This window comes from Niallia circulans (assembly GCF_003726095.1).
Taxonomy (GTDB): domain Bacteria; phylum Bacillota; class Bacilli; order Bacillales; family Cytobacillaceae; genus Niallia; species Niallia circulans_A.
Genome location: NZ_CP026031.1, coordinates 1,792,072 through 1,809,600 on the forward strand (window position 1 = coordinate 1,792,072; position 17,529 = coordinate 1,809,600).

Annotated in this window: 23 protein-coding genes; 8 read left to right on the forward strand and 15 right to left on the reverse strand. The window is 35.4% G+C overall.

All coding sequences use genetic code 11. From position 1 onward, the window contains the following. Positions 1-1,121: 1,121 nt before the first annotated feature. The 9 genes from C2I06_RS08575 to spoIIM all read right to left on the reverse strand — a co-directional run bounded on the left by C2I06_RS08575 (position 1,122) and on the right by spoIIM (position 7,958). Positions 1,122-1,607 carry an immunity protein YezG family protein gene (locus C2I06_RS08575; protein WP_123257864.1) on the reverse strand — a complete coding sequence of 162 codons (486 nt, stop codon included), beginning with the start codon at positions 1,605-1,607 and terminating at the stop codon, positions 1,122-1,124. Next, positions 1,608-3,431 carry a DNA/RNA non-specific endonuclease gene (locus C2I06_RS25485; RefSeq protein ID WP_249928294.1) on the reverse strand — a complete coding sequence of 608 codons (1,824 nt, stop codon included), beginning with the start codon at positions 3,429-3,431 and terminating at the stop codon, positions 1,608-1,610. Then, positions 3,428-3,736, reverse strand: coding sequence for a hypothetical protein (locus C2I06_RS08585; protein WP_047940544.1), 309 nt, complete (start codon positions 3,734-3,736; stop codon positions 3,428-3,430). The genes C2I06_RS25485 and C2I06_RS08585 overlap by 4 nt, the downstream gene beginning before the upstream one ends. Before the next feature lie 25 nt (positions 3,737-3,761). Next, complete coding sequence (locus tag C2I06_RS08590; RefSeq protein WP_095334370.1) at positions 3,762-3,971, reverse strand: hypothetical protein; 210 nt, start codon at positions 3,969-3,971, stop codon at positions 3,762-3,764. Beyond that, on the reverse strand, positions 3,971-4,666 hold the full coding sequence (locus C2I06_RS08595) for a DUF4176 domain-containing protein (RefSeq protein WP_095334371.1): 696 nt from the start codon (positions 4,664-4,666) through the stop codon (positions 3,971-3,973). The genes C2I06_RS08590 and C2I06_RS08595 overlap by 1 nt, the downstream gene beginning before the upstream one ends. A 652-nt stretch (positions 4,667-5,318) precedes the next feature. Continuing rightward, positions 5,319-6,212: a site-specific tyrosine recombinase XerD gene (gene xerD, locus C2I06_RS08600; protein ID WP_095334178.1), complete on the reverse strand. Its 894-nt coding sequence runs from the start codon at positions 6,210-6,212 to the stop codon at positions 5,319-5,321. 4 nt (positions 6,213-6,216) lie between these two features. After that, positions 6,217-6,447 carry a YqzK family protein gene (locus C2I06_RS08605; protein ID WP_047940308.1) on the reverse strand — a complete coding sequence of 77 codons (231 nt, stop codon included), beginning with the start codon at positions 6,445-6,447 and terminating at the stop codon, positions 6,217-6,219. 233 nt (positions 6,448-6,680) lie between these two features. Next, positions 6,681-7,145 (reverse strand): ferric iron uptake transcriptional regulator, encoded by a 465-nt coding sequence (gene fur / locus C2I06_RS08610; protein ID WP_095334167.1) that lies wholly within the window; start codon positions 7,143-7,145, stop codon positions 6,681-6,683. Positions 7,146-7,289: 144 nt separating this feature from the next. Next, complete coding sequence (gene spoIIM, locus C2I06_RS08615) at positions 7,290-7,958, reverse strand: stage II sporulation protein M (RefSeq protein WP_123257865.1); 669 nt, start codon at positions 7,956-7,958, stop codon at positions 7,290-7,292. A 154-nt stretch (positions 7,959-8,112) separates the two neighbouring features. Here spoIIM and C2I06_RS08620 point away from each other — a divergent pair, with 154 nt between their 5' ends. Then, complete coding sequence (locus C2I06_RS08620) at positions 8,113-8,670, forward strand: GNAT family N-acetyltransferase (RefSeq protein WP_123257866.1); 558 nt, start codon at positions 8,113-8,115, stop codon at positions 8,668-8,670. Between the two features lie 36 nt (positions 8,671-8,706). On the opposite strand, the gene C2I06_RS08625 is transcribed toward C2I06_RS08620, so the two are convergent. Continuing rightward, positions 8,707-9,876 carry an endonuclease Q family protein gene (locus C2I06_RS08625; protein WP_123257867.1) on the reverse strand — a complete coding sequence of 390 codons (1,170 nt, stop codon included), beginning with the start codon at positions 9,874-9,876 and terminating at the stop codon, positions 8,707-8,709. Positions 9,877-9,878: 2 nt separating this feature from the next. Continuing rightward, on the reverse strand, positions 9,879-10,427 hold the full coding sequence (locus C2I06_RS08630) for an NUDIX domain-containing protein (protein ID WP_123257868.1): 549 nt from the start codon (positions 10,425-10,427) through the stop codon (positions 9,879-9,881). 90 nt (positions 10,428-10,517) lie between these two features. On the opposite strand from C2I06_RS08630, the gene mciZ reads away from it, so the two are divergent. Together mciZ and C2I06_RS08640 are read left to right on the forward strand one after the other, a co-directional pair. Further along, positions 10,518-10,658: a Z-ring formation inhibitor MciZ gene (mciZ, locus tag C2I06_RS08635; protein WP_047940302.1), complete on the forward strand. Its 141-nt coding sequence runs from the start codon at positions 10,518-10,520 to the stop codon at positions 10,656-10,658. Between the two features lie 71 nt (positions 10,659-10,729). Further along, on the forward strand, positions 10,730-11,641 hold the full coding sequence (locus C2I06_RS08640) for an aldo/keto reductase (RefSeq protein ID WP_123257869.1): 912 nt from the start codon (positions 10,730-10,732) through the stop codon (positions 11,639-11,641). 180 nt (positions 11,642-11,821) lie between these two features. Here the strand turns inward: C2I06_RS08640 and C2I06_RS08645 are convergent, their stop codons facing one another. Next, complete coding sequence (locus C2I06_RS08645) at positions 11,822-12,073, reverse strand: hypothetical protein (RefSeq protein WP_123257870.1); 252 nt, start codon at positions 12,071-12,073, stop codon at positions 11,822-11,824. A 109-nt stretch (positions 12,074-12,182) separates the two neighbouring features. Next, positions 12,183-12,332: a hypothetical protein gene (locus C2I06_RS24955; protein ID WP_164463646.1), complete on the reverse strand. Its 150-nt coding sequence runs from the start codon at positions 12,330-12,332 to the stop codon at positions 12,183-12,185. Between the two features lie 138 nt (positions 12,333-12,470). Here C2I06_RS24955 and C2I06_RS08650 point away from each other — a divergent pair, with 138 nt between their 5' ends. Both C2I06_RS08650 and C2I06_RS08655 read left to right on the forward strand, forming a co-directional pair. Then, positions 12,471-12,707, forward strand: a complete 237-nt coding sequence (locus C2I06_RS08650; protein WP_123257871.1) for a DUF3977 family protein — start codon at positions 12,471-12,473, stop codon at positions 12,705-12,707. Positions 12,708-12,806: 99 nt separating this feature from the next. Beyond that, positions 12,807-13,364 (forward strand): cysteine hydrolase family protein, encoded by a 558-nt coding sequence (locus C2I06_RS08655; RefSeq protein WP_095334182.1) that lies wholly within the window; start codon positions 12,807-12,809, stop codon positions 13,362-13,364. A gap of 82 nt (positions 13,365-13,446) precedes the next feature. Here C2I06_RS08655 and pdxR read toward each other — a convergent pair whose 3' ends face one another. Beyond that, on the reverse strand, positions 13,447-14,850 hold the full coding sequence (gene pdxR / locus C2I06_RS08660) for a MocR-like pyridoxine biosynthesis transcription factor PdxR (RefSeq protein WP_123257872.1): 1,404 nt from the start codon (positions 14,848-14,850) through the stop codon (positions 13,447-13,449). A 107-nt stretch (positions 14,851-14,957) separates the two neighbouring features. Here pdxR and C2I06_RS08665 point away from each other — a divergent pair, with 107 nt between their 5' ends. After that, positions 14,958-15,398 (forward strand): GNAT family N-acetyltransferase, encoded by a 441-nt coding sequence (locus C2I06_RS08665; protein WP_123257873.1) that lies wholly within the window; start codon positions 14,958-14,960, stop codon positions 15,396-15,398. Between the two features lie 112 nt (positions 15,399-15,510). After that, positions 15,511-15,936, forward strand: coding sequence for a FosM family fosfomycin resistance protein (gene fosM / locus C2I06_RS08670; protein WP_123257874.1), 426 nt, complete (start codon positions 15,511-15,513; stop codon positions 15,934-15,936). A 139-nt stretch (positions 15,937-16,075) separates the two neighbouring features. On the opposite strand, the gene C2I06_RS08675 is transcribed toward fosM, so the two are convergent. Further along, positions 16,076-17,053: an HD domain-containing protein gene (locus tag C2I06_RS08675; protein ID WP_123257875.1), complete on the reverse strand. Its 978-nt coding sequence runs from the start codon at positions 17,051-17,053 to the stop codon at positions 16,076-16,078. A 156-nt stretch (positions 17,054-17,209) separates the two neighbouring features. Here C2I06_RS08675 and C2I06_RS08680 point away from each other — a divergent pair, with 156 nt between their 5' ends. Then, positions 17,210-17,518, forward strand: a complete 309-nt coding sequence (locus tag C2I06_RS08680) for a hypothetical protein (protein WP_235850363.1) — start codon at positions 17,210-17,212, stop codon at positions 17,516-17,518. The last annotated feature ends 11 nt before the right edge of the window (positions 17,519-17,529 follow it).

Sequence of the window (17,529 nt, forward strand, 5' to 3'; positions counted from 1 at the left end):
TGCACCATATTGCTAGGTCAGTCTAATTGTTTATATCTCTATGGTTTTATATAATTTATTCCTGTGTTAGAGGTGGAAGAGTTACAACTAACTCGCCTTGAGGGGGTAAACAGAAATGATGTCCTCACCAAATTTTTAAAATTCTCTTCTTCTACTTCCATTTTACCAAGCAGAATACGTCTGCTAAATGTAGGGATTTCTTTATCTGGATATATTTCTATAAACTCATCTGACTTTGTAATCGATAAAATCACTATTCTCTAATTCTGTTCCAAGTTTACTTGGCACGATGAAGGCAGGAGTTGACTCTAAAAGGTTAGCTCCTATCCATCCTTCAAATTCATAATGTAAATATTTTATCTGTTCTGATATCCCCTCTCTTCTGTTGCAATTTCTTCTTCTATTCCCTAAATGGTATATTCCCCCTGGCCACCTGATACTTTTGGTTCTAAAAAATATAAATCATTCATTCCTTCCTACCACAATCTTACCTTTTCACTGGCAGATTAAATATTTACCATTTTAAAACCAATAGCGAATATTTTACGACCGTCTATAGTAAAAAACCAACCAAAAACTTTAAGCCAAGGTAGCACATGCAAGCACTTTCGTGTTACTTCTTGTTTATCGTCAGGAGCTAATCTCGTTAGTTTGTCAGCCATTCCATGTTATTAAACCACCCCTACTATTTAAAATGTTATTTCGCCTAGTTATCGTACTTCTCACAAAATCCAAATATAAAATCAATACTCCATGATGATACTATCTTCATGAGCAATGAAATCATACACTCATTATTTATGTTGTCTAAAGAGTACATTCCATACAAAAAAGCACTTGTTGTCTTTAATTGACAATCAAGTGCTTTAAGTTCATATGTTTTTAATAAACATTAAATTTGTAAGTTTTGTAATAACAGTATGACACCTATTGTATGTCATGACAACTACTACGTTAAAACTTACGAGTTCGTTAGTTTTATGTCCATTCCATGTCTTTATATTCGTCGCACAGTAAAATGTCATCTCGCCTAAGCTCGTACTTCGTTTTCTATTCTATCATTGCACACCATCATGGAGTATGTATTTTCAAACACCTTATATCTATAACTCTAGTAGAAATCATTTTTGTGTATTAATATATTCTCTAATTAGTTTCACATCACTTTCTCTCTTTTCATCAGGGAAAATTCCTAATTTTTTATACTTCCATATAATTAATCTCTCATAATGATTATAATTATTTTCTTCCTCTAATAAAGTATAATCAAATTCAATATCAAACTTACCAGTAGAATATAACTCAAATGTTAAATTAGTCCAAGGTTCCTGCTTATTTCTTTTAAATTCTTCCCATAACTCTCTAAAGATGCTGTCAAGAAGATTTAATTGTCGATCAGTCTCGTCTTCATCAATTCCTTCCATATCTTCAATATCTAAACTGTATATTGGTTCCTGCTTATTTTTTGGATAGTAGAAAAATACCGTCGAATCACTATATTCATCAACTTCTGAATATACCATTACTTTTTCCCATGGTTCTGGAATAATATTGTTTAACTGTATGGCTACTTTTTGATAAATACTTTCCATGTTCTCTGTATTCATTTACTTTCCTCCATATACATTTTTTAAACTGGCTTTAAATTTTTCTCCATCAATTCTGTATTTTATGTTAAAGCTAACTGGCCTCACAGAATCCCCTTCATATACAGGTCTAATATCAACTATAACTTCCCTCTTATCTCTTAAAGCTTTTGCCCAAGCAAATTCCAATTTTTTATAAGCACTTACATTAACATTACCATTCATTGCAACTATATTATCAATTAGCGGAGATCCATTAAATTGCGTACCGATTAAATGTCCACCATGATCGCCTTGAGTACTAGGAGCTTTAACTCGGTCTTCTCCACCAGCAGCTAACTGATGTTTACTATTACGTTCTCCCATCTCTAACGTTAATTCTCCAGAAGCTCTCTCAATTCTTCCTAGTTCATCTGTTTGATATAGATATCCATTCGTTTCATATTTTACATTAGGTTTCAATTTAAATTCATCTAAAAAGTGACTACCATCTTTAACTACATCATCAAAAGCCTTACTAGTATTACCCGTACCCTTAGTAGTCCCCTTCCCTTCCACTTTCCTCAAAGAGGCTGGAACGATGGAATCCATCCGATTTTCTATTGTGGCTCTGCTCCACACATTGATAGGAGCCTGATTCGCTGTACTTAGTTGGAAGGACGGATTGGGCATAAAGTTTTGTCTAAAGAAGTGGGTGACTTCTTGGACATATTGTTTTCCACTATTTTTTATGCCATTAGGCCATAGGCTGTTCTCTTTCTTGCTTCCATCGATCCGTTGGAGCGATTCTGTTGTTTTTCGTGAAACGACTGAGCGGGTTCCGCTGGCTTTATTGATACTTTTTTCTCCTTTTAACAGCTTAAGGTATTTGGCTTGGCCGGCGTATGGGATAAAGGAAGTGGCTGCACTTCCCGATACATACATGATCCCTTCTTTTTCAGCGGTGTCTGTTATAGACTGCGCCATCGATTCAAGGACGATTGCGGGATCGTGTATAATCGCATCGAGCGTTTCTGTAGCACTCTCTATCCTTTTCGTAGAAGCTTTTTTTAGAAAATCCGGCTCTATAGAATCTGGAATGATTCCTGATGCGGCTACGATTCCAGCATCGATCACAAGCGTAATAAGGCCTTTGGCTATCTCATAAATCGCTACTGCGAGCCCCTTTACAAAATCCCAAGCTCCCTCTGCTGTTACAGAAATCACATCGCTTACCTTTTCAGAGAAGGTTGTATAGCGATCCTTGACCTGAGAGGCCTTGTTTGCATATTCATCATCTGTGTTTTCATACTTTTTTACTTTTGACTCATAGAGATCCCACAGCTCTTCCATTTTATTTTTTAACTTGGATTGAACAGATTCCATATCATTTCGAATGCTTTCCAGCTGTTGTTTATTATATCTGCTTCGCTCTCTTTCTTCCAGATCTGTATCGTCAAACAGACTAAATAGAAGGCTGGGGGACCGATATGTTTCCTGAATGGCGCGGCTAAGTCTATAGGTTACTCCCCATTCAATTTGGGTGAGATTCCCCCAAATATCGTTCCGATCGACTCTCATCATGCTGTTTCTGGAAATAGGGGTAATGTAGGCCGTTGTATCAGCCACATAGTTTTCAAACAATGTTAATAAATCCTCTATTTGCGTCTGGTAGCTTTGGATATTTTTCTTGGATTCCTGCATAAGATCTTCCCATGCTTCCAGACTCTTTCCCGCGTTCCTCTCTGTATAGCCTGCTATCGTATTTAGAGAAGTCTGCATCTGATGAAGGGCCCGCTTATATGTATGAAGCTGTTCAATGATCTGATCCAGAATCCCATAGTTAATTTTCAAGTCCCTTTTCATGACTGGCCGCTCCGAATGTCCTTGCTGATTTCTTCGTCTGCCTTTGTCATTTCTTCCAATATACTTTTACCAGCTGTATAGACAGCATGCATATTTTTTACTAACTCTTTATTTACATCATTATTCATATGATCCAGAATAGCATCCACTTTATCGATGAAATCAGAATGAAAGTTTTTCAACTGATTTCTTGTGCCTGTACGAAAGGTGTCTGTGTAACTACTAAACTCATCGATACTGGATTGCAGGGTTTGTAAAGTTGCCTGTAACTCACGGATATCCATCTTTATCTGTGCGGTTCCCAATGGTAAACTCCTCTCTCCTATTTTCTCATCTAAAAGGAACGGATTCAATAGCGACAATCAGTCGATTCAGTTCTCTAATCATTTCTTCTATTTTTTCCCGCATCTCTTCTTCGACAGAGGCATTTTCTAAGTCCATTTGCTCAAAATTTTTCTGTATGCCCTCTTTGGCATCTTCCAAAAAAGAGATCATATTTGATACTAAGCTAGAGGAAAAGCTTGACGTATAGTTTGCCATTATCTTTCACCAGCTCTTTCCATTTCCACTTGTAACGATTGCATGTCCTGTGCGGAAAACTCAATTGATGTCATCTTTTTTTCTACAACTAGCTCTTCTTTCATAAGCAGTTCAAATGCTTCTTCCATCTCATCTTTAAAACCCATATGTAGGACATTTGTAATCAAAGGCTCTGTGAAATAAAGGATAGCATCTTTCTTCATTTCTCCTACAGGATAAACCACACCGCCGTACGGAAAAAACGTTTGATAGCCTGTTGGAACGGTATAACGTTTAGTGATGACAATTTTGGCTGCTGAAGAAGTTTGCTGTTCTGGCAGAAAGTAAAGGGGATTCAGTTCCACAACTGACCCTAATGGCAGCACTTCTCTCATTATTTCTATGCAGGAAGTAACGAAGGGGAAGAAAAGATGGTCCTGTAAACGATAATGGGACTGTCTAAACTGAATCACATGCTCCTTATCCTCTTTTCTATAATAAATGGCCTCCTGGTTGGTGCTCTTTATATCATAGGAACGGAGCCCTTGCTTATAAGCAAAATAGAGTTCCCGAAAGACGAGCTCGTCCTCCAGATATAAGTCAGCAAACGCATGGATTGCCGTACGATATTTATCCTTTGATTCATCGGATAAAGAATCCATGAGCTGAGCTATTTTTTTCATTGCCAACGCCTTTAACTGTTTTCTATCATTCAAATGGCTCCCTCCCTGCCATGTAAATATTTTACATACATATATTATAAATGAGGGAATGGAAAATGATAAGGTGAAAAATAGCTAAATACCAAAGACCTACTTATATTCCTTTATTTTCCTAAATAACTCTTCATTCAAATGCTGTCTCTGATAATTTTAAATCCCGAAAGACTTGACTCCCTCAAACGCTAGTTTTGCTTTTTCCTACTAAATTTTCTAAAATTAGATTCTATCCTCCTTAGTATATTTTTTGAAATCCTGCAATCCTTGAGCCTTATAAGGATGAAATGGATTTAATATTTTATTGCTTTTATAAATGTGAAAGTTAAATAACGAAAAAAGGAGTTTTCTTAATGAGGATTTATTGAAAGAATACTTAGAATTGAGGACTTTTAGAAAGATACAAATACTTAGAGAATTCTTATCCGAATAAACAAAATATATGGAAATGGAGCCGAGTAAAAAAAACTATATTTGAATGAAGCTGATGAAGAAGAGTACATTTAAATACAACAAAAATAGCCCCAAGACTTCAATTTATCCAAGGAGCTATCCGTAAACTATACTTTTCCTGCTACTGTTTTATAAGTTGCTGACAGTGTCTTTTTCTCCTTACTATTTACCCTTTTAAATAAAAACTCTCTCCCGCCCACTAGGCACGAGGATGAAATTGACTATATACATCTTTCAATCTAGTTTTTGTTACATGGGTGTATATTTGAGTTGTCGAGATATCAGCATGACCGAGCATTTCCTGCACCGCTCTTAAATCAGCACCATTTTCTAATAAATGAGTTGCAAACGAATGTCTTAATGTGTGCGGTGTTATTTCTTTTTCAATATGGGCTTCCTTCCCTAAACGCTTTAAAATTTTCCAAAAGCCTTGTCTTGTTAATCGATTGCCATGGTGATTTAAGAACAAGGAATGCTCCGTGGATTTCTTTTGGTTTAAAAATGTTGGTCTCCCTTGATGCAAATAATCCTCCAATGCCCTCGTAGCTGCTCCGCCAATAGGGATGATTCTTTCTTTGTTCCCTTTTCCTATACAGCGGATAAACCCCATTGTAAGATGAACATCATCCATATTTAAATTGATCAACTCACTCACACGGATTCCTGTTGCATAGAGAAGCTCAAGCATCGCTTTATCTCTGAGTCCATAATGGTCATTTTTATGAGGAAAATCAAGCAGTGCTTCTACTTCCTCCATAGAAAGAACTTTTGGCAATGTTCTTTCTGCCTGCGGTGTTTCAATATGTACAGTTGGATCCTCTTCAAGCACACGATCGCGGAATAAAAATTGATGAAATGCACGAATAGATGCTATATGTCGTGCGATTGTTTTAGAGGACTTTCCTTGGTCCTTTAAAAAACCTAAAAAGCGAATAATGTGGGAACGCTGTATTTCTTTGAGATTACATTGTTCTACATTTTTCATATATTTTATATAGCTTTTCAAGTCTCTTTCATATGATACAAGTGTATTACTCGCTAAACCCTTTTCCACTAATAAATAATGTATAAAATCTTTTAATTGATCTTCCATAGGACTATTCCCCATTTAAGTAAAACAGGAATATTCGATCCCTCCATGAATATTTTTCTGTTTCCAGACTATTATCTGCATTCACCTTGATGGCAGAACCTGATGGCTCATCATAGCGATGTAGTTGTTGATATTCTTGATTAAACCAAACGATTGCATAATAAAAAAGAATCGTACATCCTGTAAATAGGAGAAATACTTTTAGTGTATTTATAATTGCTTTTGTCCATCTCATCCAAAATCCCTCCATAACTTCTATAATACAAGCTATGCCAGATTGGACATTTAATATACCTAATGGACCTATTATTCTTATTATAATAGAAATAAATATTATTTAAAGCGTTATGCGTTGAATAATTTACTTCCACTTTTTCATTTGGTATCTTATGTAAATGCGATAAAGGTAACATTCCTATTTTCGATTAGTAATTAACAAAAATAAAAAACCTTCTCTACTGAAAAGGTTTATTCTGCGGATGAAACATCCTCGCTTTTTTCCGTGCAACGATGACAAATACCATGAAATGTTAGACGATGATCTTTAATTTTAAAATTCCAGTCACGCTCTACTAATTTCTCTACATCTCCTAGTAAATCTTCTTGAATTTCATCCACTGCTCCACATTCAATACATACTAAATGGTGATGAAAGTGGGCTGCACCTTCTTGTCTCAAATCATACCTAGAAACACCGTCACCAAAATTTATTTTATCAACAATCTTCAATTCCGTTAGTAGTTCAAGTGTGCGATATACGGTTGCCAATCCAATTTCAGGAGATTTCTCTTTAACGAGTAAGTATACATCTTCTGCACTGAGATGGTCTTCTTCATTTTCTAATAATACTCGAACTGTTGCTTCCCTTTGGGGAGTTAATTTATAGCTCGAAGAATGCAACAGCTTTTTTATTCTATCTATTCTACTTTCCATTCCGAAAGTCCCTCCCTAGCCACTGTCCATCTCATTATAACAGAAGTAGGAAAAGAATCCTAATAAAAATTATTATAAATAACAATTAATAATAATTATTAATTTATAATGACTATCATTGATAATAAATCAACAAGCTTCCCACTATCCAAAAGGGATAGTAATAATAATAGATTGTACCATATTAATGACAGCTTTCATTAATAATGGCGAAATATATGCCTCTACTGCAGCAGCAATGCCGATTACTATAAAGGCCATTATTAGAAGAATAGTATATCTAGCAAACAGCGGCAGCATTGGTTCTCCCTTTTTCTTCATAAATTGCTGGCGAATCATTTTAAAAGAGAATGCTACTGATAGTGTAGCAGAAATTATAAAAATTGGAATAACAATTAGATTTTGTGGCAGAACCGACACAAATGATAGTAAAAATCCATGCCATCCCATTTGATTTACTAAAAAGCCAACCGTGAAACCAACTACCATCCCTTTAATAAATAGTAGAATTAAAATAATAGGCAATCCAATGATCGAAATACCTAACAGCCAAATAAAACCTATATACTTACTATTATGCGAAAAGCTTTGAAAAAACAAATCTTTACTGTCCGCTACCTGTCCATTTGAAACCTGTCCAAAAAACTGTGTTAAATAATAATAGAGATCTTCCTTTTGGGAGAGAGACAAACTATTCACTACAATTGCACCAAAAATAACCCCCATTAAAAACAATACAATGATAAATAAGTAAATTGAGGAATGATCGCGTATATGATTCACTAGGATATTCTGATATTTTTTCTTTTTCATTGCCTTTCCTCCCGCCAATTCTGTTAGTTAATGTTTATGCAAAAAAAAAGGGCATATGACTATAAATCTATTATTAATGGAAATGAAAAAATAATAAGATTATTATATTATTGATTATAGAGATCGATAGAATTAGCAAATGGAGGTGAGTGTTTTGAAACCAATATTAATCGATTTACCAGAAACGATCGAAACAGAAAGGCTAGTCATACGCCCCTGTATGCCAGGAGATGGCAAAGATGTATATGAAAGCATTCAGCGGTCTAAAGAAGACTTTAAACCTTGGATGAGTTTTGCCAATCAGGAGCAAACACTAGAGGAAGTGGAAGCAGGCGTACGAGAATCATATGCCAAATATATTTTAAGAGAAGCTATTCGATTACATATTTATTTAAAAGCAACAAATGAATTTATTGGATCAACCGGTCTACATTCGATCGATTGGAAAGTCCGCGTGTTTGAAATAGGCTATTGGTGTGATTCAGCTCATACAGGAAAAGGCTATATTACCGAGAGTACAAAAGCATTAATACAGTTCGCACAAAGTACACTTGAGGCTAATCGTATTGAGATACGAGTAGATTCCACCAACATGAAAAGCCGTGCTATCCCAGAAAAACTTGGCTTCTCATTAGATGGGATTTTGAAAAATGAAACACTAAGTGCCGATACAGCAGAATTAAGAGATATTTGTCTTTATTCTTTGGCATAATGCAGAAAATCCCACAATTGTGATGTGGGATTTTTGCTATAACTTATCTACTCTAACCTTGCCGTATTTGCCGCCCCCGCCAACTTGCAAGTCTACCATTCCCGTTCTCGCTGCAACAATATAATCTGCCACTTTCTTTGGCACAACCTCCACTAGCTTTTCATAGGGGGCTTCATGAATGATTTGCATTTCAGTTGAAAAATAATCTAGCAATTTTTGCAGCGTTTTTTTTCCTAATCCAGGTATATATTCTAACGGAATTTGATGAATATACGGAGGTCTACTAGGTGCACTGGCTGCATCTTTTAAATCGCTAATTCTTGCTGCCACCCCTTTTACCCATTTATGACTTCCGCATTCTGTGCAGATCCCTGTCGCTTCCGAAAATGGAGCATAGCATTTCATGCAAACTGTTTCGTGATATTTACCTAATTTCGGATCTAATCCATAATTGGCAATAATTTTTCTACCTTCTTCTTGATGAAGAACTTTTGCAAATTCAGCAAAAGAAGCGTCCTCCATTTCCATGACCTGATATTCCCGAGCCATTTTTTCTAAAGAATGGGCATCAGAATTGGTTATAAATGAAAAAGAATGTAATTCTCTGATTTGGTCTGCCATCTCGGTATCAGAACTCAAACCAAGCTCAATCCCATCAATCATTTTCTCGTCTAAAACTTCTTTAAAGGAACGATTAACTCCGCTGCCATATAAACTTTTAAACGGTGTGAAGACATGGGCAGGAACGAATAATCCATTTAATTCCTTTACTTTATACTGTAATTCCTTTCCACTGATATAAAGGCGCTGCGAGCTTAATGTTACATTTTTCATATGGTGAGAAATCCAATTAGAAAATTCCTTCATTTTAGCCAATGTCGGTAGATAGCATAGCACATGAATAGGACCCTTACAGAAAGAATCATATATTTCGAGCTCTGAGCCAAGAATAATCGTAATCCCTTCCATTCTTACCCCACCATCGGCTAATTCCAGCATCTTCCCTTGTGCTATTAACTCCTCCATTTCCGATATTACTTCAGGAGAATGGCAATCAATGATCCCAATCATATCAAGACCTTTTTGCTTACTGGCATATTCTATGATTGCCGTTAAAGTTAAGTTTCTTGATGCTGTTATTTTTACCGGTTTCCGGCTCTTTGTTCTACCAATATGGATATGTAAATCAGTGTAATACGAATTCATTTTTACTCCTTTAAATTTGCAATTTGTAAATATTGTACCCCAAAAATCGTTTTAGCATCAAAAATACGCTTTTCTTTGATAAATTCCAATGCCTCATCTAGTGTAATTTCTAATACATTCACAAACTCATCTTCATCAAGTCCGGCTGCATTTTCTTTTTGCTTTAATCCTTTTGCCACATATACATGAATAATTTCATCAGCAAATCCTGGGGAAGTATAGAATGAGCTTACCAATTCCAGAGATTCACATTCATATCCCGTCTCTTCTTCTAACTCTCTTCTAGCACAAAGAGCTGGTTCTTCGTCTTTTTCTAATTTCCCAGCAGGAATCTCCACAATTACTTTTTCAAGCGGCTTTCGATATTGTTCTACCATAACTAGTTTATTATCATCCGTTATCGCTATTACAGCAACCGCGCCTGGATGCTTTACAAGTTCGCGCGTGGACGTTTTCCCATTCGGCAATTCGACCTCATCCACTTGAACTTGAATGATTCTCCCGCTATAAATATGCTCTGTTTTTAATGTTTTTTCTTCCAATGTACTCATTTGACACACTCCTGTTCTATTAAGCCAAAGCTCTGACATATAGATTATTATACTTCATTTCTGTTCAATGGAAAGGATTGGGGGAAGCTTTTGAAAGTATATATCCAGGAAAAAGGAATTATTTTATCAGGAAAGGCTTGGGAAATCCGCTATATTCTTAAAAAATACCAAACGGAATTTACTTATGTAAAAGATTGGATAAACGCAAATGCTGACAGCTCTCAAAAATAAGCCATATTCTTTGTGAATAAACAGCATCTTTCGTACAATAAGAGATATCTTTAGTGGAGAGGTGTTCAATTTTGCAAAAGTCTCAATTAGGCAATTCTAACTTATTTGTTTCCAAATTAGGTCTAGGCTGTATGAGTCTCGGTACCGAAGAAAAAACTGCTTTCCCAATTTTAGAAGCAGCACTTGAAGAAGGAATTAATTATTTTGACACAGCGGATCTATATGATCAAGGGAAAAATGAGCAATTGCTCGGTCAGTTTTTCAAGAATAATCGCGAAGATGTCATTCTTGCTACAAAGGTAGGCAATAAGTGGGAAGAAGGAAAAGAAGGCTGGGTTTGGGATGCAAGTAAAGCCTATATTAAAGAACAAGTAAAACAAAGCCTAAAGCGCCTTGGCACAGATTATATTGATTTATATCAGCTGCATGGAGGCACGATGGCAGATCCGATAGAGGAAACGATTGAGGCATTTGAAGAATTAAAAGAAGAAGGATTTATTCATTATTATGGCATTTCCTCCATTCGTCCTAATGTCATTCGCGAATATGTGAAACGTTCTTCGATTGTTTCTGTGATGATGCAATACAGCATTTTGGACAGACGTCCTGAGGAAGAAGCACTGCCATTACTTGCCGAAAACAATATTAGTGTTGTCACTCGCGGACCGGTTGCAAAAGGTCTATTAAGCCCTAAATATCGTGAAAAACTATCGGAGAAAGGCTATTTAGATTATTCTGGTGAAGAACTAACAGAAGTGTTACATACACTGGAACAAAAATTCTTAGATAATCGTACACTTACAGAGGCTGCCGTGCAATATAATTTAGCTCAGCCCGCTGTTGCTAGCATCATTGCTGGAGCAAGCTCAGCAGAACAGCTTCGCGCTAACGCAAAAGCAGTTAACAGTGCCCCTCTATCTGCGGATGAAATAGCATTCATTAAAAAGATTTCCAAAGCATCTGTTTATGAAGCTCATCGTTAATAGGATAAGTGTTTTTTTCGGAGCTTGTTCCCCGAATGGTTCATAGAATTTTTCTATGAACCATTTTTTATGATGGATGAATGCCAATTTTACTTATTGTTTTTGTAGGCGGGCGGAGCTCATCTTGGTTTTGAACGCTAGTTTTGAGCACTGTCTTTTGAAAAGTGGTTTTCATCTTGCTTATGAACACCTTTTTTGGACTCTATCTATTGAATAGTGGTTTTCATCTTGCTTATGAACACCTTTTCGAGCTCTGTCTCTTGAATAATGGTTTTCATCTTGCTTATGAACACCTTTTTCGAGCTCTGTCTCTTGAATAATGGTTTTCATCTTGCTTATGAACACCTTTTCGAGCTCTGTCTCTTGAATAGTGGTTTTCATCTTGCTTATGAACACCTTTTCGAGCTCTGTCTTTTGAATAGTGGTTTTCATCTTGCTTATGAACACCTTTTTCGAGCTCTGTCTTTTGAATAGTGGTTTTCATCTTGCTTATGAACACCTTTTTCGAGCTCTGTCTCTTGAATAATGGTTTTCATCTTGCTTATGAACACCTTTTTCGAGCTCTGTCTCTTGAATAATGGTTTTCATCTTGCTTATGAACACCTTTTTCGAGCTCTGTCTTTTGAATAGTGGTTTTCATCTTGCTTATGAACACCTTTTCGAGCTCTGTCTCTTGAATAATGGTTTTCATCTTGCTTATGACACCCTTTTTTGGGCTCTGTCTCTTGAAAAGCGGTTTTCATCTTGGTTTTGAACGATTATTTTAACACCAATATATTATTCTTATCGAAATAACACCTTAACTAAATAGGAGAAACGGGGATTCAGTTTGAAATACATAGAATTTGGTATAGGCAACAAATGGCTTATACGAACAGAAACAGAATTAGAAGATGGAACAGAGTTTGAGGAAAAAGGAATAAAGAGACCTATTAAATTTCAATCACTATATACTAGAATTTGGATTGGAAAAACAGTGCTTATTATCGACTCAAGAGAAGGACTTAAGCAAACTACTAAAAATAGAAAATCCTTCAAATTAATACTTGGAATAAAAAGCCTCTAAAAGTTTATTTAATCTCCAAAAGGAAAATCTCTCCACAATCGCGAATATAATATCATAGTTAAAAAGCTACTACTATTCTTACTTAAAGGGGTTTTTCGATTGAATCAAGCATTATTAATTATTGATGTTCAACAAGAGCTGGTTGAAGGAAATGCAGAAGCAAAAGGGGTCTATAACAAACAAGGTTTATTAGAAACAATCAATTTAGTAATAAAGAAAGCTATTGAATCAGGGATAGAGATCATTTTTGTAAGAGATAAAGATGTTGCAGGAGGAAAAGGACCTGGATTTGACATTCACCCCGATATAAATGTCCCTCGCGAAGTTAAAATCTTTGATAAATATGCAACCAACGCGTTCTATGGAACAGGTTTATTAGAGTATCTACAGGAAAAAGAAATGCGCCATCTTGTTATTATGGGGTGCGAAACTCCTTATTGTATTGATACAGCGGTCCGAACAGCAACGGTTAATCATATGGATGTCACCCTAGTTGGGGATGGACATTCCACAACCGATTCTTCTATCCTTTCTGCCGAGACCATTATAAAGCATCACAATACAATATTACATGGCCATTATAATGTCGATCATTTTTCCATAGTTCGCAATGCTGCCGAGGATTTATTTACGCCTACTCATGATACATATCGATAATTTTCTCGCAAGAATAATCTAAAATTCCTAAACAAAAGTCATCTTAAAAATGGCTTTTGTTTAGCTAATTTCATTAATCACTCTAGATCTCCCAAGCACTTCTCAGTAAACCAATACCCTCATCCATTTCTGCGTCTGTTAATCCCCCATACCCTAAAATTACTTTTGGATTACCTGTATAGCGTTTCTCAAAGTAATACATGGAAAGCGGATATACCTTAACTCCACAGGCCAATGCCTTTTCTATTAATTGTGTTTCTGTCCACTCAGTATAAACTTCTAAAACAATATGAAGACCAGCATTTTCTCCAATCACTTTTACAAATCCACCTAAATAATGTTGAATCGTTTGCAGTAATACTTGGCGCTTCTTTCGATATAATGTTCTCATTTTATTTAAATGACTATTCCAATGGCCCTCTTTAATAAAACGATACAAAGTGTCTTGATGCATGCGAGAAACAGTCTGTTTATACACGGTAAAATGCTTCCTATATGTAGAATATAAAGATTTTGGGAGGACAGCAAAGCTTATGCGCAGGGATGGAATTAAGGATTTTGAGAAGGTTCCTAGATAAATAATCCGATTGTTCTTATCTAGTCCTTGAAGTGCCGGAATCGGCTTTCCCTTATAGCGATACTCCCCATCATAATCATCTTCTATAATATAACCGCCTTTTTTTTCTGCCCATTTAAGCAATTCTAATCGACGTGTAATAGGCATAATCATTCCATATGGAAATTGATGAGAAGGCGTTACATAAGCAATATTTGCTTTACTCTTATTCAACTGTGAAACATTCATGCCATTGTCATCAACCGAAATTGGTAAAACGTTAATCCCCATATCTTGTAAAACAACTCTAATTCGATGATAGCCTGGATTTTCAAGAGCGTATGTTTTATCCCTTCCGATTAATAAACCAATTAACCCAATTAGCATTTGCGTACCTGCACCTAGAATAATGTGGTCAGGATGACAGTTTACGCCTCTTGTCGCATATAAGTGTTTAGCAATCTGCTCTCTTAAATTAAATTCCCCTTGTGGATCTCCGTTCGAAAACCAGAAGTTTTGGTCTTCATATATCGATTGCATAGAAAGCTTTCTCCAAGTATTATAAGGAAAATAGCTACTATCGACATTTCCTGAATTAAAGTCTATTTTCACAGGATTTGCCTGTTCTACCTTTTGCATTTCCTTATTCTCTTCAGTATCGAGCCGGCTACGAAATTCTTCATCAATAGTTAATACAAATAATCCTTTACGCGGAATACTTTCCACATATCCTTCTGCACAAAGTTGATCATAGGCCGATTGGACTGTGTTTAAACTAATTTGCAAATGTTCCGCCAGCTTTCTTTTCGATGGCAATTTTTCATTCGGTGAAATATGGTTATTCATAATTTCTTGTTTAATAAAATCCGCTAACTGCATATAAAGGGGCTTACCACTATCCTTCTGTAAAATTGGTGTTAATTCTAGCATTAGTATCCACTCCTTCCCTTCAGCTGATACCTTTAAAAAGGACAATTCTGGTACTTTAGATTATACCAGATTGCCATTACATTAGAGATAGAAAGGGAGGAATGGATATGTTAAATGACCAATTACTTATTAAAGAATTAACTTCTGAAGCAGAATGGGAAAAAGCTTTTCCTGTTATGAAACAATTGAGAAAGCAATTAAATTTGGATACTTATCTTACATTAGTGTCAGAGTCTGTTCAAAAAGAAGACTACCGTTTGATTGCACTTTATAATCAGAATGAAATTGTCGCCCTTTGTGGGTTTATGCCTATGATAACCTTGTATAACGGCAAATTCATCTGGGTATGCGAATTAATTACAGACAGCAAGCATCGGTCGAAAGGATATGGAAAGCTATTATTAAACTATGTTCATGAGTGGGCTGTCGCTAATGACTATCCTATCATATCTTTATCCTCTGGTTTACAGCGAATCGATGCCCATCGCTTTTATGAAGAGAAAATGGAATATGATAAAGTAAGCTATGTTTATCTGAAAAAAATTTAATGGAAATGTCTCTTTTATCATTAAATAACTAGTATCCTTTTAATATACTGTATTACTATTAAAAAAGGATTTACCTTAACTCTAAAAAATGATAATAACAGGAGGGATTACAATGATAAAAGGACTTAATCACTTTTTATTTTCTGTTTCCAATTTAGAAAAATCTATTCTTTTTTACCAACAGGTATTTGATGCAAAATTGTTAGTAAAAGGTCGTTCTACCGCCTATTTTGATTTAGGCGGAATATGGTTAGCCTTAAATGAAGAGAAAGATATTCCAAGAAACGAGATTCACCATTCTTATACACATATTGCCTTTTCGATAGAGGAAGCTGACTATGATAAAACATTAAAAAAATTAGAGCATCTTAATGTTTCCCTTCTCGATGGCAGAGAAAGAGATGAAAAAGATAAAAAATCCATTTATTTTACTGATCCAGATGGCCATAAATTCGAATTTCATACTGGAACATTAAGTGACCGCATCCATTACTATAAAACCGAAAAACAACATATGACTTTTTTCGAAAGGGATTAACCATTAAATTTAAGAATCATGCAGTAAGTCAGAGGCAATAGTTATCTATTAATCTATTAGAACGATATATGGATTTACTTTGCATGCTTAAAAGTTAGTACAGAAGGGATTGAAAAGAGTAACCAATAAAACAACTCCCTTACGCTTCTATCACTTTTACATAAGCACCTTTACTCGCTTTTTGCAAAGCTGCATGATTCATCCCTTGAATTTTTTGCGAAAGGCTTGAAGCACTTATTAGTTTATTTCGGCAGAAAATTAATGGGTCAATAAGTCGAACCTTATTCTTTAAATGGATATCAAAATCCTCTTCATCTTCGACTACTTTCACACTGGGATGGAGCTTATTCCATAGCATTTGGAGCTCCACATTCTTGGCTGTACTTATTTTATGAATTAACTCCTTATCCTCCCCTAGAAAATCAGAAAATTGTAGGATGCTATGAGCTAATGCTGCTTTTAAAACTTTTGTTAACTGGTCATATCCATAAATATTTAACGGATGCATGAAAAAATCGATGACCTCTTTGTAATAGGTTTCAACAAACCATTCTGCCGAATCGACATGTTGTAAACACATTTTCCCTTCAACTATTACAATATTTTCTAAAAACCCTTCTACTTCCTTTAACGATATTTTTCCATATGTATACATATCTCGTAATGTATAGTCCACACGATCGGCACATAATTTTGGTGCAGGTTGCTCCAAAATGGTCCATTTAGAATCGTCTCCGATTATTTTCTCATAGTCATAATGAAATTTTTCTAAGATTATCGGTATTTCAGAATCCTTTATCACAGAAAGAAATATTTCCTCATGATAATTCTCATTCTGTTTATCTAAGACAAAGTCAATAATATGGGAAAAGGCAGTATGAGACACATCATGCAATAAACCAGCAATTTGTTCCTCTATCGAACCTCCAAGCTTTCGGATTAAAAGCATAACCCCAATTGAATGCTCATAGCGCGTGACATTCCAGTTTTCATTTACTAAATAACTTGCTCCCCCTTGATGAATTCCTTTTAATCGCTGGATTGGCTTACTTTCTATTAATTCTATTAAAACTTTTTCTATCTCAAAATTCCCGTACAGTTTATCAGATATTAGCAAAATTATTCTCCCTCTTATTAAATGTAAAAATACAACTTTTTTTAAAAAATTACATACACTTCCAATAATTGTATAGTAAAGTATACATATAAAGTTTTATCCTGTCATGTTTTCAAAAAATGAATTTATGAAAAGCAATTTGAAAGGAGTATGAATGTGCATCAGAATATCAGAGAAAAACAAAGCAATAAAAGCAGCTTTTTAGGTGTACTATCGATTCTTTTTCCAATTGTCCTTGGACTATTGATTGTTAATTTTTTTACAGACATCATTCCGTTGGAGAAGATTCAAGGATTACCTGTGCTTATGCCGCTTTTTGTGTGTCCTATTGGAGCAGTCATCGGCTTTTTAGGGTATAAACGGAGTAGAGATACCCTATCATTAGTAGGTATAATTGCCAATGTAGTATTGTTTTTGTTCCCTGTTTTTTACCACATACTAGGCACGCTTATAATGGGAAATTAATATAAATTTAC